A 20159-nucleotide genomic window follows, 5' to 3' on the forward strand; every position below is an offset into this window, starting at 1 on the left:
AGCTGAATTTAGGGCACTTTTGCGTCTGCTCGCCGGGGTTTCTCGCCGGGATTACGTGCCGCGGGTCAGTCCTTGGTGAAGCAGTAGATGCGGTATTCGGCTTCGCCGCTTTCGAATACGTTGTACAGCCCGGTGCCCGGCACTCCGGCGAACCGGCGGCCGAACGGCCGGAACACCACCGGCAGCTTGCTGCCGATCAACTCGAGTTTCTGCTGTGAACTGCGGTCCAGCGAACGCAGCACGCTGGCGTTGATCACCCGCTGCGAAACCTGGCGTAGCGGCATGGCGGCCAGTGCGCCGTCCCAGCCGGGGAACTCGTTGCGCCCGCGGAAGTCGGTGTACAGGAAATGCCCCCCGGGCCGCAGCACCCGGGCGACTTCGGCGAGGAAGCGCGACAGCTCCGGGTAGGCGTGTGAGGCCTCGACATTGAGTACCGCGTCGAAGGATTCGTCGTCGAAGGGCAGGTTTCCGGCATCGCCGTGCACGAACGTCAAGCCGGGCAGGTTGTGTGTCTTCTGACAGTAGGCCACGCCGTCCGGGTTGTAGTCCAGGCCGGTGTAGGTGCCCGGCTTCAGGGTCCGGGTCAGGTAGGAGGCGCCACCGCCGTGGCCGCAGCTGACCTCCAGCACCGCCTTACCGGTCAGATCCACCTGGGTCGCGGTTTGCTGGTAGAGCTGAATGGAGTAGCGGTTGGGCTCGTCGGCTTCGTCGAGCGGGATACCCAGCGGTGGTTCGTCCTCGTAGCCGTAGTTGAGGAAGGTGACGCCCTGCGCATCGAGCCGGCGGGTCAGGTACGGATACCAGAACTTGCTCATGAAGGCTTTGAACACGCGGGCAACGACATCGGTGACGCGTTCCGTGGCAGTCATTGTCATGCGAGGCAGTATGCCAGGCTCAGTTGAGCAGACGCCGTCCGGTTGGCCGCGGCGCACTCAGCTGCGGTGTTCGGTGGCCGACATGGAGCGACGATCCCCGGGGGCCCCGGCATTTCGGCGGTACACCACCGCGCGTCCGCCTCGCGACGGCATGATCGCCACGCCGCGGTAGCGGCGCCGCTCACCGTCCTCGGTGGTCGGCTCGAATCGGAATTCACGCAGCAGCGTCCGCAGCGAAATGTCCATCTCCATGTTCGCGTAGGACGCCCCGGGGCACCGGTTCACGCCGCCGCCGAACGGCATCCAGCGAAAGGGCTTCGGGTTGACGTTGAGGAAGCGGTCCGGGTTGAACGACTCCACGTCGGGGAAGTTCTCCGCGGACTCATGGGCCAACTGGAAGTTTACGGTCACATTGGTGCCCTCCGGAAGAACCCACTCTCCCAAGCGAATCCGCTGCTTGGCGCGGCGGAACGATGCCTCGATGCTGGGCCGCATCCGCTGCGCCTCGTAGATGGTCGCCTGCCGCAGATCGGATCCACCCTCGTCCACCTCATCGACCAGGCGCTGCAGCACCTCGGGATGGCGACGCAGCTGCTCCAGGATCCAGGCCAGCTGGTTGGCGGTGGTCTCATGTCCGGCGCCCACCAAAGTCAGTAGCTCGTTGGCGATGTGGCGGTCCGGAATCGGCTCGCCGTCATCGTTGCGCACCCGCAACAGCAGCGCGAGCACATCGGTGCGCTCTTGCAATGCCGGGTCGGAACGTGCCTGGGCGATCAGCGAGTCGATGACGGCATCAAAACGACGCCGGTACTGCGACAGTCGGCCTCCCGGGCTCCACCGGCCCAGATCACGCCGCACCACCGCAGGCAACTGGTGCAGGAACGAGCCGACCGTGACCATCGTCGGTACCACGTTGCGCAGCTCGTTGAGGGCGGACGGCTCGTCGCCGAACATAGTGCGCAGAATCGCGTTGAGTGCGATGCGGTTCATCGACTCATGCGTTTTGAACTCGCGGCCCTCGGGCCAGTTCGCGGTTTCGGCCAGCACCTCTTCTTCGATGATGTGTTCGTAGGCGCCCACCCGCTTGCCGTGGAACACCGGCAGGATCACCCGCCGGCGCTCGAGGTGCGCTTCGCCATTGAGCATGAAGGTGGATCCGGGACCGAACACCTCGCCGAGGTTGGTCGGGCGTTCGAGCAGCTCACCGCTGGTCGAGAAGACGTCTTTGACCAGCGCCGCGTCGCTGACCACTACCGTCTTGCCGAAGACCGGCAGGTTGACAGTGAACGTGCTGCCGTAGCGACGGCCCAGCACCGGTACCACTTCGCATAGCGCGGTCAGACCCACGACGCCTTGGATGGTCTTGGGAATCCGCGGCCCCGGTGGTAGCCGTACCGGCTCGGTTGTCGCCGTTGCCATGTCATCCCCCTCTTTCCTACGGGTATCAAACGTACGCCGGGCTGCCCGCGGGCGGGAACGTACGCTCGGTCGCCCGCGGGAGGGGACGTCGCGTCAGTCCTTGGCGAAGCAGTACGTCCGGTAGTTGAACTCGCCGCGCCGCAGCGCCCCGTTGAACGCCCAGTCGGTCATGTCGCTGGCAAAGCGGGCGAAACCACGCTGCACCGCGGACCCGTGGTGGCTGATGCGGGCCTGCTTGAGCGGGGTGTTCTTCTGGTTTCCGCGCAGCACGTCCGCGCTGATGTCGCGCTGGGACACCATCCGCAGCGGGACGCTGGCCAGCGCCGCATCCCACTCGGGCAGGGCGTGACGACGGCCGAAGTCGGTGTACAGGAAATGGCCGCCGGGCCGCAGCACGCGGGCAACCTCCGCCAGGAAGCGGGGAACGTCGGGGTACAGGTGCGAGGCTTCGACGTTGAGTACCGCGTCGAACGACTCGTCGTCGAAGGGCAGGTTCTGGGCATCGCCGTGCACGAAGTCCAGGCCGGGCAGGTGGTGGCGGTTCTGGCAGAACTCGATACCGGCGGGGTTCAGGTCCAGGCCGGTGTAGGACGCCGGCTTGAGCGTGCGCACCAGATAGGAAGCGCCGCCGCCGTGCCCGCAGCTGGCTTCCAGCACCTTCTTGCCCGCCAGATCCACCTGGGTCGCGGCCTGGTGGTACAGCTGGATGAAGTAACGGTGCGGCTCGTCGGCCTCGTCGAGGGGGACACCCATGGCGGGGTCTTCCTCGTAGCCGTAGTTGAAGAACAACCAGTCATCGCCGCCCAGCAACCGGGTTTGGGAGGCGAATCGCTTGGTGACGAACGACGTGAACAGCAGCCGGAAGGCGAGCGGGTTCGTGACCAGTCGATTGACGAACGGGCTCGATGCCAGACGGTTGGTGGTGACCATCGGGGCAGTATGTCACGCATCGCGGCCCTGGCAGCCAACGGGCCATCGACCGCCGGGTGAGCGCGAACGAAACGCTACGCTCACAATCCCCGCCCGGCCGGCGTGCACCGAAACCGGCCCCCGCCCCGCTGGGCCCGAGCTCAAGGAGACGGAAGCATCGGTATAACTGCAGGTAGTAACCGTCGTGATAGCGTGTCCCGATTTCAGCGAAGCAGACACATTCGCCGCACGACATGGTTTACTCGTGGGTACTGGACGCGGGGTCACCGAGGCGCCGCCCACGTGGTGTGCCCAGTGTGCAGTAAGCGCAGTGTGCAGTAAGCGGAACGGGTGAAGGGGATGGCGATTGTCAGGATCTTGGGGCGGATCTGGATACCGCTGGTTGTATTGCTGGTGATCGGCTGTGGGGGGCTAATCGTGTCGCGAGTTCATGGGATCTTCGGGTCTGAGAAGCGGCCGTCGTACGGCAGCGGGCCGGTCGCCGACAACGACCGTTACAACCCGAAGGAAGTCCTCTACGAGGTCTTCGGCCCGGCGAACACCGTGGCGAGCATCAGCTATTTCAACGCCAACGCTGAACCGCAGGAAGTCAAGCGCGCGTCACTGCCGTGGTCGGTGACGATCACCATGAATTCGCCCGCGGTGGTCGCCAACGTGGTGGCGCAGGGCGACACCAACAGCATCGGCTGCCGCATCGTGGTCGACGGTCAGGTCAAAGCGGAAAGAATCACGAACGAAGTGAACGCCTACACGTATTGCCTGGTGCAGGGCGCATGAGCAGCATGCAACGAGGTTCCGAGCGGTCGCGGGCCGCCGTCGTCGTCCGCCGGTATGCCGGTCTGATCATTCTCGCCTGGCTGGCGATCACGGTTCTGGTCAGTGTGGGCGTTCCGGCGCTCGAACAGGTCGCCAAAGAGCGGTCCGTGTCGATGAGCACCAAGGAAGCGCCGTCGATCCAGGCGATGTCGCGCATCGGCAAAGTCTTCAAGGAGTCCGACAGCGACAGCGTCGCGATGATCGTCCTGGAAGGCGACGAGCCGCTGGGCGAGGCGGCCCACCGGTACTACGCAGACCTCATCGGTCAGCTGGGCGCGGACACCAAGCACGTGCAGCACATCCAGGACTTCTGGGGCGACCCGCTGACCGCACCGGCAGCGCAGAGCCCGGATGGCAAGGCCGCCTACGTCCAGCTGAACCTGGCCGGCAACCAGGGTGAATCGCTGTCGCTCGAATCGGTCGACGCGGTACGCAACATCGTCAAGCACACCCCGCCGCCAGCCGGGGTGAAGGCCTACGTGACCGGGCCGGCACCACTGGTCGCTGACTCCAACGCCAGCAGCAACCGCACGGTCATCAAGATCACCGTAGCCGCGGTCGCGGTCATCACCATCATGCTGCTGCTGGTCTACCGATCGATCACGACGGCGCTGTTCCTGCTCGCGATGGTCGGCGTTGAGCTCGGGGCGGTCCGCGGAGTCGTTGCGGCGCTAGGCCATTACGGCGTCATCGGGCTGTCCAGCTTCGCCGTCAACATCCTGATCACCCTGGCGATCGCGGCCGGCACCGACTACGGCATCTTCTTCATGGGCCGCTATCACGAAGCCCGGCAGGCCGGCCAGGACCCGGAGCAGGCCTACTACACCACCTATCGCGGCGTGGCCCATGTGATCCTGGCATCGGGCCTGACCATCGCCGGGGCCACGTTCTGCCTCAGCTTCACCCGACTGCCGGCCTTCCAGACCATGGGTATTCCGTGCGCGGTCGGCATGCTGGTCGCGGTCGCGGTGGCGCTCACGCTGGTTCCCGCCGGACTGAGCGTGGCCAGCCGATTCGGTCTGCTCGAGCCCAAACGTACCGTGTCGGTCCGCGGCTGGCGCCGGGTCGGCACCGCCGTGGTCCGCTGGCCCGCCCCAATCCTGCTGGCCTCGTGCGCGATTGCACTGGTCGGGTTGTTGGCGCTGCCTGGATACCAGGTGAGCTACAAAGACCGCCAGTACATGCCACAGGACGTCCCGGCCAACCTCGGCATGGTGGCCGCCGAACGGCACTTCTCGCAGGCCCGGATGCTGCCCGAGGTGCTGATGGTCGAAACCGACCACGACATGCGCAATCCGGCGGACTTCCTGGTGCTGAACCGGCTGGCCAAAGGCCTGTTCGCGGTTGAGGGGGTGGCGCTGGTTCAGGGCGTCACCCGCCCGGAGGGCTCGCCGCTGCAACACACCTCGATCCCGTTCCTGCTGAGTATGCAAAGCGCCGGCACGGCGCAGAACATGCAGTTCGTCAAGGACCGCATGGACGACATGCGTTCGCAAGCAAAGGAATTGGGCGGAACCATCGGCACGATGGAGCGCGCGTTCGGGCTGATGCGACAGCTGTCCGACACCACCCACCACATGGTCGGTGTCACCAACGAAATGGTGGACATCACCAAGCAGATGCGGGATGACCTCGCCAACTTCGACGACTACTACCGCGGGTACCGCAACTCCTACTACTCGGAGCCGCACTGCTACGAGATTCCGTCGTGCGCGGCGATGCGGTCGGTGTACGACGCTTCCGACGGTGTCGACAAGATCACCGAGCAGCTGGATCGCCTGCGCCCCGACCTGAGCAACATCGACACCATCATGCCGCAGCTGATCGACCTGCTGCCGCCGCAGATCAGCGCGCTCAAGAGCGTGCAGAACATGATGATGACGATGAACAGCACCATGTCCGGAATCATGGACCAGATGGACCAGCTGAGCGGCGACGCCAGCGCGATGGGCCAGGATTTCGACGCCGCGCAGAACGACGACTCCTTCTACCTGCCGCGAGCGGTGTTCGACAACCCGGAATTCCAGCGGGTGATCAGCCTGTTCGTGTCTCCGGACGGCAAGGCGGCGCGGTTCATCATCACGCACCGCGGTGACCCGGCGACCAAGGAAGGCATCGCGCGCATCGACGCGATCAAGACCGCTGCCGAAGAGTCGCTCAAGGGGACGCCGCTGGCCGCGTCCAAGATCTATGTGGCCGGTACGGCGGCGATCTTCAAAGATCTCCGCGAAGGATCCAACTACGACCTGTTGATCGCGGGCACCGCGTCGCTGTGCATCATCTTCATCATCATGCTGCTCATCACCCGCAGCCTGATTGCGGCGCTGGTGATCGTGGGCACCGTGGTGCTGTCGCTGGGGGCGTCCTTCGGGTTGTCGGTGTTGCTGTGGCAGCACATCCTCGGCGTCAACCTGCACTGGCTGGTGCTGGTGATGGCCGTGATCATCCTGCTGGCGGTCGGTTCCGACTACAACCTGCTACTGGTGTCACGGTTCAAAGAGGAGATGGGCGCGGGGCTCAAGACCGGCATCATCCGCAGTATGGGCGGCACCGGCAAGGTGGTGACCGCAGCCGGCCTGGTCTTCGCGTTCACGATGGCGTCGATGATCGTCAGCGATCTGCGGGTGGTCGGCCAGGTGGGCACCACGATCGGGCTGGGACTGCTGTTCGACACGCTGATCGTGCGGTCGTTCATGATGCCGTCGATGGCGGCGCTGCTGGGCCGGTGGTTCTGGTGGCCGCTGAACGTCCGGACGCGGCCGCTGCGGGACAGGCCGATCCCCGGTGGTGGCTCCGGCGGCGGTGCGCCGAAGGCTGCGGTCGAACAGGAAGTGCTGCCGTCCGAGCCGGTGCTGGCCGATCTGCCGACGCTGCAGTTGCCCGCCCGGGCCATGAGCGGCTCAGGTCTGCAGCGGGTGCTGCACCGCCTGAATCTGTGGTGACGATTACCGGCCTGCCCCGGTAGCCAATCCCGAAGGCGCAGGAGTATTTTCACAGGTAGGATTTGTAACAACTACCTGTGAGGTGATGCCGTGTCGGAGAGCCTGTCGGTCGCGCTAGAACGAGAACATCGCGAGATCGATGGCGGCATCGAGGCATTCCTCGATGCGCTGGATGCCGGCACCCTGCGCCCCGAACCGCTGACTGCGGCCCTGGAGGCGCTGCGCCGGCACATCTACGCCGAAGAGGTCTTCCTGTTCCCGCCGGTTCGCGAGGCCGGTCTGGTGATGCCGATCTTCGTGATGCTGCGTGAACACGGTGAACTGTGGAAGCGGATCGACACGCTGTGCGGGCTCCTGACCGACGGCACCGACACCGAGCAGCTGCGCGACACCTGCCGACAGCTGCTCGATCATCTGGCCCAGCACAACGCCAAGGAAGAACCGATCGTGTATCCGCACGCGGACTCCGCGCTGCCGTCACACACCAGTGCGGAGTTGACCCGGTTCCTCAACACCGGAAGCACTCCGGACGGATGGGTGTGCCAGCTGGCCTGACCGCCGGCGCACCCCGCCGGGAATGCCCCGGTGGGCCCGATCAGCCCAATTAGCCCAGCCAGCCCCAGTATTGGTTGATCCAGTCGTTGAGCGCGTCGATGACCGGTGTTCCGTCGAACAGCGGCTGCCCGTCGAACAGGAAGTCCGGATCCAGGACGGACCAACCCGGCAATGCCGACAGCTGGGTCAGTCCGGAGAGCATCATCTGGTCCATCCAGACGGTGAGGTCGTACCCCGTGGTGGCCTTCAAGATGTCGGTGACATAGTCCGGCAACGAGCCCAGCCCGCCGTAATGCAGCAGGTCGTTGGTGTAGTTGACGGTTCCCTCGATCTGCCCCAGTTGTAGAGCGGCGGCCACGGCGAGCGGGTCCAGTTTCGGCACGAATCCGATCAGTCCGGCCCCATCCACGCCGCCGGGGTCGGCCACCTCGCCGTGCTGCAGGTTGCCGTAGCCCATGTCGATGAGCACCTTCAGTTGCGGCTGGATCAGGTCGACGAGCATCTTGCCCGCGTCACCGCTGTCGTACAGCGGCTGCAGCAGCGGCAGGACCTTGGTGGGGATCATGTAGAAGTCGGTCAGCCCGTCGTGGCCGAGGTGCGTCGCCGACTCGACCTCATCTGCGGTGAGGTTCCCGTAGTTGAGGTGCACATACTGCATGCCCGCGAATGCGTTGAGCACCGCCAGGATGTTGAGCGGGTCGCGGGGGAAATCCGAGACGCCGTCGTACTCGCCGCTGTAGATATCGGTCTTGAACAGGTCGGTCGGCGTCGGGGGATAGTAGGAGAAGTGCACGCCCGGAATCTCCAGGCCGCTGAAGCGCTCGAAAATGCCGCCCATCGGGTTGTCGGGACCGCCCAGCAACGCGAAGTGCACATCACCCAGACCGGCGGGCCGGTTATCGGCGAGGTTCTGCATCTCGCGGGCGGCGATCAAGGCGCTTTGCGAGACGCCGAAGATCAGCAGGTTGTCGCCCTCATAGGTGTGGGTGATCGCGGTGTTCAGATCCTTGACACCCATGGCGACCGACTGGTCGCCGGTCAGCCAGCCGAAGATCGGCCAGGCCTCGGCCGGCGTGTGTAGGGCGACCGTCTCGTAGCCCGGGAAGTTGGGGTCGACGTAGATGTCGTTGACCTTGTCCAGGTACCACTGCGGCGGGTCCGGCATACCGGTTCCGCCCATGATCAGTGCGATGTCATCGGCGAGCAGCTTCGGCGCTGCCGCAACGGTTTTCACGCTGGAATCGGATGCCGACGTCGTCAACGGCATGGTGGTCAGCATGGCGGCGGTTGCCGCCACCACCATCGTCGAAAGACGAAACCTTTGAAGAACCATCTCAATTCCTTGGAGTCACCGAGCAGCCAACTGAGCGCACACTAAATTACCGCACACGTAGATTCGCACGTTAACTCATGTGACGCTAATTCGTCACCGTTTTGGGTGTGCAAGTTGAGGCGGGAGGGGAGGCTGTGCCGACGATCCGGTCCGGTGCCCGACCCTCACCGGCTACCGTCGGATCCATGCGAACCAGAGTTGCCGAACTCCTCGGCGTCGACTTCCCGATCTGCGCGTTCAGCCACTGCCGTGATGTGGTGGCGGCGGTGTCCAATGCCGGCGGGTTCGGCGTGCTCGGGGCCGTCGCGCACACGCCTGAACGCCTGGAGTCCGAGCTGACCTGGATCGAGGAACAGACCCACGGCCGGCCGTTCGGCGTGGACCTGCTGCTGCCGCCGAAGTATGTGGGGGCCGAACAGGGCGGGATCGACGCACAGCAGGTCCGCGCCCTGCTTCCCGTCGAGCACCGCGAATTCCTCGACGACCTGCTGACCCGGTACGGCATCGCTCCGGCGGCCGCCGACCCGAGCCTCTCGCCGCGCGCCGGCCTGAACGTGTCCCCGAAGGGCTACGAGCCGCTGTTGGAGGTGGCGTTCGCGCACAACATTCGGCTGATCGCCAGCGCGTTGGGCCCACCGCCCGCCGATTTGGTACAGCGCGCCCACGCCAACGGGGTTCTGGTCGCCGCACTGGCCGGAACCACGCGGCACGCGCTGCGGCACGCCGAATCCGGCGTCGACCTGATCGTCGCGCAGGGCACCGAGGCCGGCGGGCACACCGGTGAGGTGGCGACCATGGTGCTGGTGCCCGAGGTCGTGGATGCCGTAGCCGCCGTCGGGAAGGTGCCGGTGCTGGCGGCCGGAGGAATCGGAAACGGCCGACAGATGGCTGCCGCACTGGCGCTGGGCGCCGAGGGAGTGTGGTGCGGGTCGGTGTGGCTGACCACCGAGGAAGCCGAGACGTCGCCGGTCGTGCGGGACAAATTCCTGGCCGCCGGCTCCTCGGACACGGTGCGGTCCCGGTCACTGACCGGCAAACCGGCCCGGATGCTGCGCACCGCCTGGACCGAGGAATGGGAGAGCCCGGACAGTCCCGCGCCGTTGGGCATGCCGCTGCAGAGCGCCCTGGTGTCCGAGAGCCAGCTGCGGATCGGGCAGGCCGCCGCTCACCCCGACGCCAAGGCCCGCGAATTGGCGACCTACTTCGTCGGCCAGGTCGTCGGCTCGATGACCAAGGTGCGACCGGCCCGGGCCGTGGTGCTCGACATGGTCAACGAATTCATCGACGCCGTGCAGCGCCTCGACAGCCTCGCGGAAGGCTGATCAGGCGCCTGCGGCTTGCAGACCCGCGCCGCCCTGGTCGGCTTGGGCCAGCAGGGCCCAGGCGAACCGGGCGATGCAATCCATGGCGTCCTTGCTTTCCGGCAGGAACGGGAAGATCGCCGGGAAGGCGTGTACCTGGCTGCGCCAGGTCCGCAACTCGCAGGGCCGGCCCGCGGCGGTCAGCGCGTCGCGCAGCCGTTCGGCATCGCAGCGCAGGATCTCCGAGTCGGCGGCGATCAGCAGCGACGGCGGCATCGCCTGCAGGCGGCCGTTGATCGCCGACAAGGAGTGCACCAGCTCGGCAGACGGGCAGACGTTGTCCACCAGGGACGGCAGCGCCGCGGAGATGCCGAGCGCATCCAGGTCGAAGTTGACGTGCGTGCTGCGGGCGGTGCTGTCCAGCTCCAGCAGCGCGGAGACACCGACGACGCCGGCCGGCGCCGGCAGACCCAGCTCCTGCACCTGCAGCGCCGTCGCGAAGGCCAGGAATCCGCCAGCGGAGTCACCGGCGAAGATCACCTTCGCGGGATTGGCGCCCTGGGTGAGCAGCCAACGGTAGGCCTGGCAGCAGTCCTCGACCGAGATGTCGACCGTCCCGACCGGAAATTGCCGGTATTCGACGTGCACCACCGGAAGGCGGGTTCGCCGGGCCAGGGCGGCTACCGCACCCAGGTGGGTGTCCAGGCCGCCGGTGACGAAGCCGCCGCCGTGGAAGTACAGGATGACGCCGTCGCTGATCGGCGCCGTGCACTCGGTGCTGCGGACCATTTCGGTGAGGGGCTCGCTGGTGTGCCGGGTGATGGTGATGCCGCGAAAGGGCCGCCGTCGCTGCAGGCGGGCAAGGGCGTTGACACGCTGCCCGGTGCGGCTGAGCCGGTCGGGGAACGGTCGGCTGCTGGTGCTGGTGACCATGCGGTTCACCATCAGCGGTGTCATTCGGCGCGAGGCGCCATAGATCATCCTGGCGCGCAGGCTTGCTTTGCCCGGTGATACCGACATCTGGCCCCCTCCGGTGCTGCGCCGGTCCACGCCGGGCACGTAATCGCGCAATGTAGCCAGCGGGCGCCGGGAAAGTCAATGACGGCCGAATCCGCAGTAGCGTGTTGGCAGGACCCGCGAAGGGAGCGTGCGATGGCCACCGATCTGACGCTCTATCTTGACCACGAGCCGGGCGAGTTGGCCCGGGTGGGGGATTTGTTGGGCGAAGCGGGCGTCAACATCGCCGGCCTGTGCGCGCTGGACAGCGGCGGCGGCCAAGCCGAACTGCACATCCTGGTCGCCGATCCCACGCCGGCCTTTGAAGCCCTGCAGCGTGCCGGGATCCGGGTCGCCGAGGAGCAGGAGGTCATCGTGCTGGACATCGAGGACCGGCCCGGTGCCCTGGCCGAGTCCATTCACAAGCTCGGCGCGGCGAACGTCAATCTGGACACCGTCTACCTGGCGTCGCACACCCGGCTGGTGCTCGCCGCCGACGATCTGGCCGGGGCCAAGGCCGCGCTGGGCTGACGGCACCCGGGCTGCCCCGTCCCCGGACGTCGTGGTCCGTACAATCGAGCCAACGGCATCGATCCGGCCATCACCGGGGAGCCTTCGGAAGAACAGCCCAGCTCGCCGAGGCGAGCAGGCCCAGTAGAACCGAACGGGTAGGCCCGTGACAGCCGTATGAGCGGTCGCGCTGCGCGCGGCAAGCGGGGTGGTACCGCGGCGCTCGCGCACCTGCGCGTCGTCGTCCCCGGCCGGAGCGCACAGGAGACGACGCGTGGTGCAAAACGCCTACCCCAAGCTGGCTGGTGGGGCTCCCGACTTTCCGGCGATGGAAACCGGGGTCCTCGAGTACTGGGCGAACGACGACACGTTCCGCGCCAGCATCGCCCGCCGCGACGGCGCGCCGGAATACGTGTTTTACGACGGACCGCCGTTCGCCAACGGGCTGCCGCACTACGGGCACCTGCTGACCGGCTACGTCAAGGACATCGTGCCGCGGTATCGCACCATGCGCGGCTACAAGGTGGAGCGCCGGTTCGGCTGGGACACCCACGGGCTGCCCGCCGAACTCGAGGTGGAACGCCAGCTCGGGATCACCGACAAGTCGCAGATCGACGCGATGGGTATCGCCGCGTTCAACGAGGCCTGCCGCGAATCGGTGCTGCGCTACACCGCCGAATGGCAGGCCTACGTCACCCGGCAGGCCCGCTGGGTGGACTTCGACAACGACTACAAGACGCTGGACCTGCCGTTCATGGAGTCGGTGCTGTGGGCGTTCAAGCAGCTGTGGGACAAGGACCTGGCCTATGAGGGCTACCGGGTCCTGCCGTACTGCTGGCGCGACGAGACCCCGCTGTCCAACCACGAGCTGCGGATGGACGACGACATCTACCAGAGCCGACAGGATCCGGCGCTGACGGTCGGATTCAGGTTCGCCGGTGGCGCATTGGACGGTGCCCACCTGCTGGTGTGGACCACCACACCGTGGACGTTGCCGTCCAACCAGGCCGTCGCGGTCAACCCGGACGTCACCTACGTGCAGATCGCGGTGGGGGAGCGGCGGTTCGTCCTGGCGGAGGCGCGACTGGGGGCCTACGCGCGCGAGTTCGGGGAAGAGCCGCAGATCCTGGGCAGCTACCGCGGCGCCGACCTGCTCGGCATGCGTTACCTGCCGCCGTTCGACTATTTCGCGGACTCGCCCAACGCCTTTCGGGTGCTGGCCGCCGACTTCGTATCCACCGAGGACGGCACCGGAATCGTGCACCTCGCGCCGGCCTACGGCGAAGACGACAAGAACACCACCGACCCCGCCGGAATCGTCCCGGTCACCCCGGTCGACGCCAAGGGGCGCTTCGACGCCACCGTCCCCGACTACACCGGACAGCACGTCTTCGAGGCCAACAAGGCGATCATCGCCGACCTGAAGAACAGCACCGGCCCGGTCGCCGCCAACGGGGCGGTGCTGGTGCGCCACGAAACCTACGAGCACCCGTATCCGCACTGCTGGCGGTGCCGCAACCCGTTGATCTACCGGGCGGTGTCGTCGTGGTTCGTCGCCGTGACGCAGTTCCGGGACCGCATGGTCGAGCTCAACCAGCAGATCACCTGGTATCCCGAACACGTCAAGGACGGAATCTTCGGCAATTGGCTGCGCGGCGCACGGGACTGGTCGATCTCGCGAAACCGCTACTGGGGCACCCCGATCCCGGTGTGGAAGTCCGACGACCCGGCCTACCCGCGGATCGACGTGTACGGCAGCCTCGACGAACTCGAGCGCGACTTCGGGGTGCGTCCGGACAACCTGCACCGGCCCTACATCGACGAGCTGACCCGGCCCAACCCGGATGACCCGACCGGCCGTTCGACGATGCGGCGCATTCCCGACGTACTCGACGTGTGGTTCGACTCCGGCTCGATGCCGTATGCCCAGGTGCATTACCCGTTCGAGAACTCGGACTGGTTCGAGACGCATTACCCCGGCGACTTCATCGTCGAATACATCGGCCAGACCCGCGGCTGGTTCTACATGATGCATGTGCTGGCGACCGCGCTGTTCGACCGGCCGGCGTTCAAAACCTGTGTGGCGCACGGCATCGTGTTGGGCAGCGACGGGCAGAAGATGAGCAAGTCGCTGCGCAACTACCCGGATGTCACCGAGGTGTTCGACCGCGACGGCTCCGATGCGATGCGCTGGTTTTTGATGTCGTCGCCGATCCTGCGCGGCGGCAACCTGATCGTCACCGAACCGGGCATCCGCGAGGGTGTGCGCCAGGTGATGCTGCCGTTCACCAACGCCTACAGCTTCCTGGCGCTGTATGCCCCGAAACCCGGTCGCTGGCGGGCCGACTCGACGCACGTGCTGGACCGCTACATCCTGGCCAAGCTGTCCGCCCTGCGCGACGGCCTCACCGCGGCGCTGGACGTCTGCGACATCTCCGGTGCCTGCGAGCAACTGCGGCAGTTCACCGAGGCACTGACCAACTGGTACGTGCGACGCTCCCGGCAGCGGTTCTGGGACGAGGACGCCGACGCCATCGACACCTTGCACACCGTCCTGGAGGTCACCGCACGACTGGCGGCGCCGCTGCTGCCGTTGACCGCCGAGAAGATCTGGCGCGGCCTCACCGGCGAACGCTCGGTGCACCTCACCGACTGGCCCGAGGCCGGTGTCGTGCCCGCAGATCCCGCGCTGGTCGCGACGATGGACCAGGTGCGGGAGGTATGTTCGGTCGGGTCGTCGCTGCGTAAGGCACACAAGCTGCGGGTGCGGTTGCCGTTGCCGAAACTGTCGGTGGCGGTGCACGATGCGCAACGCCTGGCGCCGTTCGTCGACCTGATCGCCGACGAGCTCAACGTCAAGGCGGTCGAGCTCACCGATGACATCGACCGGTACGGCCGCTTCGAGCTCACCGTCAACGCCAAGGTCGCCGGCCCCCGATTGGGCAAAGACGTCCAGGCCGCGATCAAAGCGGTCAAGGCCGGGGAAGGCATCGTCAACCCGGACGGCACCCTGAGCGTCGGACCGGCGCTGCTACAGCCGCAGGAGTACAACTCCCGGTTGGTCGCCGCCGAGCCCGAGTTCACCGCCGCACTGCCCGAGGGCGCGGGCCTGGTGGTACTGGACAGCGCCGTCACCCCCGAACTGGAGGCCGAAGGCTGGGCCAAGGACCGGGTCCGCGAACTTCAGGAGTTGCGCAAGTCGACCGGCCTGGAGGTATCCGACCGGATCAGTGTGGTGCTCGCGGTGCCCGCCGAACGGTTGGCCTGGGCGCAGACGCACGCTGGGCTCATCGCCGGTGAAATCCTGGCCACCCGCTTCGAATTCGGCGAGCCCGGTTCGGAGGCCGCCGAGATCGGCGACGGCGTGCGGGTGGCGATCGCCAAGGCCTAGCGGTGCGGGTACGGCATCACGCCTTGGCGGCCCGCCAGCGTTGGGTCCCGTCGCGGATCTCGACCTGCACATCGGTGAATCCGGCGCGTTGCAGCCGTTCCGGCAGCGTTTCCGGCGGGACCGGGTTGTAGGTGTCGCGCAGGTGTAGCAGGCGGAAGGTTCTCGAGTGCACGCCGTCGCTGCCGGCGAACACCCCGCCGGGCGCCAACACACGAAACGCTTCGGTGAACAACTGGTCCTGCAGCGACGGTGTCGGCACGTGATGCAGCATCGTGAAGCACACCACCGAGCTGAACCGGTCGGCGGACAGCCCGGTGTCGGTGCCGTCTGCGTTGATGATGCGGGCCTTCGCGCCGTACTTGGCCTGTAAGCGCTCGGTCATCGGCGGGTCGATCTCCACGGCGGTCAACTGCGGTGTCATATCCACCAGGCACCGCATGTTGGCGCCGTAGCCGGGTCCGATCTCCAGGGTGTCGTCACCGAGGTCGACGTCGGCCAGCGCCCACGGCAACAGCTTGCGCTCCACCCCGCGCGCCCAGTACTGCGAACTGCAACACAACCGGTGAACCAGATTCATCGCCATGCCGACGACGTTAGGGCATTGCGCAACTGATTTTGGGGGCTACCTGGCGCAATCCAGGCGCAATCCAGCGGCCGTTCGGCTGCCGGCCCCGGGCGCTGCGGGGCCGGCCCTTCCCTTAAGGTTTCCTTCGATTATGATGACGATTCCATATCACCCAGGTAACTTTGGCACCGTCCTGCACACCGGTAATTCCCGTACCTCCAACCTCCCCTCGGAGATCCTTATGGCAAGGCCACACCGTTTCATTGCTTCGCTCGGCATCGCCGCCGGCGCCATGCTGGGCGCCTTCGCGCTGTCGACAGGTGTCGGGCATGCGACCGACCTGATCGACTTCGACCCGAGCGACTACTACACCTGTGACGGCGATGTGTGCCTGGTGATGGGTGATGCGGCCTGGTCCGACTGGAGCTACACCGGCGTTCGCCCGTTCATCACCGATTGGCACGGCGACCCGCAGCCGTACAACGTCGTCGTGCAGGGGGCGGACGGCTCGTCGGTCACCGCCGGCAGCTACGACATCACCATCCAGGACTTCTGGTCGCCGGTCTTTTCGCTGTACCAGTACCACTACGGTGACTTCACCGCGACCGACGGCGCGGCCGGACTCGACCTCGGCTGGATGGGCGACCTGTCCGGCGCCACGGTCTACGACCTCACCCTGGGCGATTTGCACAGCCTGGTGCTGGAGAACGTCGGACCGCACGACGCGAGCTACTTCGTCACCACGATCGGCGACTTCACCAACACGATCGTGCTGGCCGGCGGCACATCCGCGGACTTCATCCAATCCGGCGACGGCCCCCAGATGTTCTTGTGGAACAGCCTGTTCCACGGTGACCTGCTCGAGGCGCAGGTGCCCGACTACGTCGTTCCCGCCGATCCGTTCAGCGGCGTCGACTTCGATCCCAGCCAGTACCTCGGCGGTGATCTGATCGACGGCATCTAGGGCTTGAGCACCGCTGCGCGCGGGTCGCGTCGGCAACGCAGCTGAGCGTCTCGGACGTGGCGGTGGCGACGCTCTAGCATCGCGGTTGTGGAGTCCCGCTGGGTCCTGCATTTGGACATGGACGCGTTTTTCGCGTCGGTGGAACAGTTGACCCGACCCACCCTGCGCGGCCGCCCGGTCCTGGTCGGTGGGCTCGGCGGGCGCGGTGTGGTGGCCGGCGCCAGCTACGAGGCGCGGGTATTCGGGGCGCGCTCGGCGATGCCGATGCATCAGGCCCGACGCCTGGTCGGTGGACCGGCGGTGGTGCTGCCGCCGCGCGGTGCGGTGTACGGGATGGCCAGCCGCCGGGTCTTTGCGACCGTGCGTGCGGTGATCCCGGTCGTCGAGCAGCTGTCCTTCGACGAAGCGTTCGGCGAACCGGCGGAGCTGGCCGGGGCCCCAGGCGAGCGGGTCCGACGGTTCTGCGAGCGGCTGCGGCACCGGGTACTCGACGAAACCGGTCTGGTGGCCTCGGTCGGGGCGGGGTCGGGCAAACAGATCGCCAAGATCGCGTCGGATCTGGCCAAACCCGACGGGGTGCGGGTGGTCGACCGCGCCGAGGAACGCATGCTGCTGGACGCGCTGCCGGTGCGCCGGTTGTGGGGGATCGGGCCCGTCGCCGAGGAGAAGCTGCACCGGCTGGGCATCGGTACCATCGGGCAGTTCGCCGCCCTGACCCACACCGAGGTCGCCAGCATCCTGGGTGCCACGGTCGGGCCCGCCCTGCACCGGTTGGCCAGCGGAATCGATGATCGTCCGGTCGCCGAACGCGCCGAAGCCAAACAGATCAGTGCGGAGTCGACGTTCGCGGTCGATCTGACCACCCTGGAGCAGCTGCGGGCCGAGGTCGGCCCGATCGGCGAACACGCCTACCGGCGCCTGCTGCGCGACGGTCGCGGCGCCCGCACCGTCACGGTCAAGCTCAAGAAGGCCGATATGAGTGTCCTGACCCGCTCGGCCACCCTGCCCTACGCGACGACCGACGCCGCCGCGCTGACCTCGGCGGCCGGCCGGCTGTTGCTCGACCCGCAGGACATCGGCCCGATTCGGCTGCTCGGGGTGGGGTTTTCCGGGCTGACCGACGTCCGGCAGGAGTCACTGTTCCCCGAGCTGGTGTTCCCGGACGCGGCCGCGGCGCCGGAGGCTCCGGAACTGCACGCGCCGGCACCGACCTCACCGGTGCCGGAGGCCGGCACCCCGTGGCGAATCGGCGACGACGTCGCACACCCCGAACTGGGGCACGGCTGGGTCCAGGGGGCCGGACACGGAGTGATGACCGTGCGGTTCGAGACGCGCAGCTCCGGTCCGGGCGTGGCGCGGACGTTTCCCGCCGACGCCCCGGACATCACCCGCGCCGATCCGCTCGACAGCCTGGACTGGCCGGCGTTCGTCGCCACCGCGGCCGGCGAGGCGGCGCATCCCGAGCCCGCCGGTTAGGGCCGATTCACCACAGCACGCCATACACGCTGGAAATCGTGAAACCGTGGTACCCGTAGCCTTTGCAGGTCACCGTGCCCTGGTGGCCGACAGCGCAGCTGGAACCCCAGTTCTCCAGCCGGTAGCCCTCGGGCAGGACGTCGACGTTGCGGGTGAACGACGCGGTGTTCCAGTGCCGGTAGGCGGCGGGCACCCCGCCGACCTCGACGATCGTCTGGTTGGTGTGCGCGGGTGCGTCCATCGGCACCGCATCGCACCCGATCGGGCCGCCGTTCGGGCCGATGCCGCAGGACCTGCCGTCGGGTGCTTTGAAAAAGACCCAGTAGAAGTCGCTGGGTGACGCGTAGTGGCCGGTTGTGGCGAGCGGGTAACTGTCGATATCGTCCGCGCCGGGCGGCGGTTCGGCGGGAACGGCGGCAGCGGTGCCGATCGCGAGGACGGCGGCACCGATCATCGGCAGCACAGGGCGCATGGGTCCTACTAATACTCGCGGCCGGCGGGCCACGTCAGCCGGTTGACGACATCGCCGACGGTCAGCCCCGCAGCCAGCGCTGCCATCACCAGCACCCGGGCCTGCGCGGCCCGCAGCCCGGGCACCATGACCGCGCCGGCGTCCACCAGTGCCCGGCCCGGACCGTAGTCGGGGGCGACCGAGCCGCCGGGCACCCGCGTGCACACCGCCACCGCCACCCCGTCGGCACAGTGCCGACGAACGCCCGCGATCGCCGGCGCTCCGGCGTTACCGGCCCCCATCGCCTCCAGCACCAGGCCGCGGGCGCCGGCGTCCACAGCCGCATCCATCCCGGCCTGGTCCGCGCCGGGGTAGAGCGCCACGATATCCACCCGCGCCGTCGCGGTCAGATCACCGAGGTACAACCCGGTTTTGGGCCGGGACACGGTGAACTCGCCGTCGGCGACGGTGCCGACCTGCGGACCGGTGAAGCCGCTGAGATCAGCGGTGGCCGTCTTGTACAGGCCCAGCGGCTGCCACACCCGCCCGGCGAAACAGACCAGCACCCCCAGCGCGGCGGCGGCCGGGCTGGCCGCCACCGCCAGCGCGTCCCGCAGGTTGCCCGGGCCGTCCGCGTCGGGGGTGTCGGCGCTGCGCTGTGCCCCGGTGATGACCACCGGGACCTCGCCGGTGTGGGTGAGGTCGAGCCACAGCGCGGTTTCCTCGCAGGTGTCGGTGCCGTGGGTGAGCACGACACCGTCGGCTCCACTGTCTGCGGCGGCCCGCACCGCCGCGCGGATTCGGTCCCAGTCGGCCGGCGTCAAATCGGAGCTGTCGAGCGCCATCAGGTCGGTGACCTCGACGTCCAGACCGGCGGTCAATGCGGCACCGCTGCGGGTGGGACGACGCACGCCGTCGTCATCGACGCTGGTGGCTATGGTTCCGCCGGTGGTGATGACGGCCAGGCGACTCATGGCTCAAATCATCCCCGAACGTCGGGCAATCCGGTTTAAGGGATGATGGTGGGCGTGGCTGACGAATCAACGGGCGAGACCGAACCGGCGGTCGAGGCGGCCGAGGCGCCGCCGCGGCGTCGGCTGCGACTGCTGCTGTCGGTCGCGGTGGTGGTGCTGGTGCTCGACGTCATCACCAAAGTCCTCGCCGTCAAGCTGCTCACCCCCGGGCAGCCGGTATCGATTCTCGGCGACACCATCACCTGGACATTGGTCCGCAATTCCGGGGCCGCGTTCTCGATGGCCACCGGCTACACCGCGGTGCTGACCGTGATCGCCAGCGGCGTGGTGGTCGGTATCTTCTGGATGGGACGCCGCCTGGTGTCGCCCTGGTGGGCGATCGGGCTGGGCATGATCCTGGGCGGCGCGATGGGCAACCTGGTCGACCGCTTCTTCCGCTCGCCGGGACCATTGCGCGGCCACGTGGTGGATTTCCTGTCGATCGGCTGGTGGCCGGTGTTCAACGTCGCCGACCCGTCGGTGGTGGGCGGGGCGATCCTGCTGGTGGTGCTGTCGGTTTTCGGCTTCGACTTCGACACCGTGGCGCGGCGGACCTCCGGCGATGACGCCGAGCGCAGCGATGCCGAGAAGCGGCACGTATGACGAGCCGGCGATGACCCCG

At 67.3% G+C, this 20159-nt stretch carries 17 protein-coding genes; 9 read left to right on the forward strand and 8 right to left on the reverse strand.

Going from position 1 to position 20159, the window contains the following annotated elements:
* Positions 1–65: 65 nt before the first annotated feature.
* The 3 genes from AC5Y36_RS08260 to AC5Y36_RS08270 form a co-directional block, all read right to left on the reverse strand.
* A complete protein-coding gene (locus tag AC5Y36_RS08260) occupies positions 66–869 on the reverse strand; it encodes a phthiotriol/phenolphthiotriol dimycocerosates methyltransferase (RefSeq protein ID WP_500040522.1) in 804 nt (267 codons plus the stop codon).
* A gap of 63 nt (positions 870–932) precedes the next feature.
* Complete coding sequence (locus AC5Y36_RS08265; protein WP_500040388.1) at positions 933–2294, reverse strand: cytochrome P450; 1362 nt, start codon at positions 2292–2294, stop codon at positions 933–935.
* A 93-nt stretch (positions 2295–2387) separates the two neighbouring features.
* Positions 2388–3224 (reverse strand): phthiotriol/phenolphthiotriol dimycocerosates methyltransferase, encoded by an 837-nt coding sequence (locus AC5Y36_RS08270; protein WP_500040389.1) that lies wholly within the window; start codon positions 3222–3224, stop codon positions 2388–2390.
* Between the two features lie 339 nt (positions 3225–3563).
* Between AC5Y36_RS08270 and AC5Y36_RS08275 the strand changes: the two genes are divergently transcribed.
* The 3 genes from AC5Y36_RS08275 (at position 3564) to AC5Y36_RS08285 (ending at position 7537) form a co-directional block, all read left to right on the forward strand.
* Positions 3564–4001, forward strand: coding sequence for an MmpS family transport accessory protein (locus tag AC5Y36_RS08275; protein ID WP_500040523.1), 438 nt, complete (start codon positions 3564–3566; stop codon positions 3999–4001).
* Positions 3998–6982: an MMPL/RND family transporter gene (locus AC5Y36_RS08280; RefSeq protein ID WP_500040390.1), complete on the forward strand. Its 2985-nt coding sequence runs from the start codon at positions 3998–4000 to the stop codon at positions 6980–6982. Before AC5Y36_RS08275 ends, AC5Y36_RS08280 begins: the two co-directional genes overlap by 4 nt.
* 90 nt (positions 6983–7072) lie before the next feature.
* Entirely contained in the window at positions 7073–7537 is a 465-nt protein-coding gene (locus AC5Y36_RS08285; RefSeq protein WP_500040391.1) for a hemerythrin domain-containing protein, read from the forward strand.
* Positions 7538–7586: 49 nt separating this feature from the next.
* On the opposite strand, the gene AC5Y36_RS08290 is transcribed toward AC5Y36_RS08285, so the two are convergent.
* Entirely contained in the window at positions 7587–8870 is a 1284-nt protein-coding gene (locus AC5Y36_RS08290; protein WP_500040392.1) for a PE-PPE domain-containing protein, read from the reverse strand.
* Between the two features lie 185 nt (positions 8871–9055).
* On the opposite strand from AC5Y36_RS08290, the gene AC5Y36_RS08295 reads away from it, so the two are divergent.
* Positions 9056–10192: an NAD(P)H-dependent flavin oxidoreductase gene (locus AC5Y36_RS08295; RefSeq protein ID WP_500040393.1), complete on the forward strand. Its 1137-nt coding sequence runs from the start codon at positions 9056–9058 to the stop codon at positions 10190–10192.
* On the opposite strand, the gene AC5Y36_RS08300 is transcribed toward AC5Y36_RS08295, so the two are convergent.
* Positions 10193–11191, reverse strand: a complete 999-nt coding sequence (locus tag AC5Y36_RS08300; protein WP_500040394.1) for an alpha/beta hydrolase — start codon at positions 11189–11191, stop codon at positions 10193–10195.
* A 132-nt stretch (positions 11192–11323) separates the two neighbouring features.
* On the opposite strand from AC5Y36_RS08300, the gene AC5Y36_RS08305 reads away from it, so the two are divergent.
* Positions 11324–11698, forward strand: coding sequence for an ACT domain-containing protein (locus AC5Y36_RS08305; protein WP_500040395.1), 375 nt, complete (start codon positions 11324–11326; stop codon positions 11696–11698).
* 253 nt (positions 11699–11951) lie between these two features.
* Complete coding sequence (gene ileS / locus AC5Y36_RS08310; RefSeq protein ID WP_500040396.1) at positions 11952–15068, forward strand: isoleucine--tRNA ligase; 3117 nt, start codon at positions 11952–11954, stop codon at positions 15066–15068.
* Positions 15069–15084: 16 nt separating this feature from the next.
* Here ileS and AC5Y36_RS08315 read toward each other — a convergent pair whose 3' ends face one another.
* Positions 15085–15651, reverse strand: a complete 567-nt coding sequence (locus AC5Y36_RS08315) for a class I SAM-dependent methyltransferase (RefSeq protein WP_500040397.1) — start codon at positions 15649–15651, stop codon at positions 15085–15087.
* 223 nt (positions 15652–15874) lie between these two features.
* Between AC5Y36_RS08315 and AC5Y36_RS08320 the strand changes: the two genes are divergently transcribed.
* Positions 15875–16597, forward strand: a complete 723-nt coding sequence (locus AC5Y36_RS08320; RefSeq protein WP_500040398.1) for a hypothetical protein — start codon at positions 15875–15877, stop codon at positions 16595–16597.
* 87 nt (positions 16598–16684) lie between these two features.
* Positions 16685–18073: a DNA polymerase IV gene (locus AC5Y36_RS08325; protein ID WP_500040399.1), complete on the forward strand. Its 1389-nt coding sequence runs from the start codon at positions 16685–16687 to the stop codon at positions 18071–18073.
* Positions 18074–18080: 7 nt separating this feature from the next.
* On the opposite strand, the gene AC5Y36_RS08330 is transcribed toward AC5Y36_RS08325, so the two are convergent.
* Entirely contained in the window at positions 18081–18545 is a 465-nt protein-coding gene (locus AC5Y36_RS08330) for a hypothetical protein (protein WP_500040400.1), read from the reverse strand.
* An 8-nt stretch (positions 18546–18553) separates the two neighbouring features.
* Positions 18554–19498, reverse strand: coding sequence for an asparaginase (locus tag AC5Y36_RS08335; RefSeq protein WP_500040401.1), 945 nt, complete (start codon positions 19496–19498; stop codon positions 18554–18556).
* 45 nt (positions 19499–19543) lie between these two features.
* Here AC5Y36_RS08335 and lspA point away from each other — a divergent pair, with 45 nt between their 5' ends.
* Positions 19544–20140: a signal peptidase II gene (gene lspA, locus AC5Y36_RS08340; protein ID WP_500040524.1), complete on the forward strand. Its 597-nt coding sequence runs from the start codon at positions 19544–19546 to the stop codon at positions 20138–20140.
* Positions 20141–20159 lie beyond the last annotated feature (19 nt).

The sequence above is a fragment of the Mycobacterium sp. NGS50 genome (assembly GCF_059812545.1).

Bases quoted from the DNA above. Each gene is read 5' to 3' on its own strand.
- lspA (WP_500040524.1), top strand. From the start codon at position 19,544: ATGGTGGGCGTGGCTGACGAATCAACGGGCGAGACCGAACCGGCGGTC.
- AC5Y36_RS08300 (WP_500040394.1), bottom strand. From the start codon at position 11,191: ATGTCGGTATCACCGGGCAAAGCAAGCCTGCGCGCCAGGATGATCTAT.
- AC5Y36_RS08295 (WP_500040393.1), top strand. From the start codon at position 9,056: ATGCGAACCAGAGTTGCCGAACTCCTCGGCGTCGACTTCCCGATCTGC.
- AC5Y36_RS08265 (WP_500040388.1), bottom strand. From the start codon at position 2,294: ATGGCAACGGCGACAACCGAGCCGGTACGGCTACCACCGGGGCCGCGG.
- AC5Y36_RS08320 (WP_500040398.1), top strand. From the start codon at position 15,875: ATGGCAAGGCCACACCGTTTCATTGCTTCGCTCGGCATCGCCGCCGGC.
- AC5Y36_RS08305 (WP_500040395.1), top strand. From the start codon at position 11,324: ATGGCCACCGATCTGACGCTCTATCTTGACCACGAGCCGGGCGAGTTG.
- AC5Y36_RS08330 (WP_500040400.1), bottom strand. From the start codon at position 18,545: ATGCGCCCTGTGCTGCCGATGATCGGTGCCGCCGTCCTCGCGATCGGC.
- AC5Y36_RS08270 (WP_500040389.1), bottom strand. From the start codon at position 3,224: ATGGTCACCACCAACCGTCTGGCATCGAGCCCGTTCGTCAATCGACTG.
- AC5Y36_RS08260 (WP_500040522.1), bottom strand. From the start codon at position 869: ATGACTGCCACGGAACGCGTCACCGATGTCGTTGCCCGCGTGTTCAAA.
- AC5Y36_RS08335 (WP_500040401.1), bottom strand. From the start codon at position 19,498: ATGAGTCGCCTGGCCGTCATCACCACCGGCGGAACCATAGCCACCAGC.
- AC5Y36_RS08280 (WP_500040390.1), top strand. From the start codon at position 3,998: ATGAGCAGCATGCAACGAGGTTCCGAGCGGTCGCGGGCCGCCGTCGTC.
- AC5Y36_RS08275 (WP_500040523.1), top strand. From the start codon at position 3,564: ATGGCGATTGTCAGGATCTTGGGGCGGATCTGGATACCGCTGGTTGTA.
- AC5Y36_RS08290 (WP_500040392.1), bottom strand. From the start codon at position 8,870: ATGGTTCTTCAAAGGTTTCGTCTTTCGACGATGGTGGTGGCGGCAACC.
- AC5Y36_RS08315 (WP_500040397.1), bottom strand. From the start codon at position 15,651: ATGGCGATGAATCTGGTTCACCGGTTGTGTTGCAGTTCGCAGTACTGG.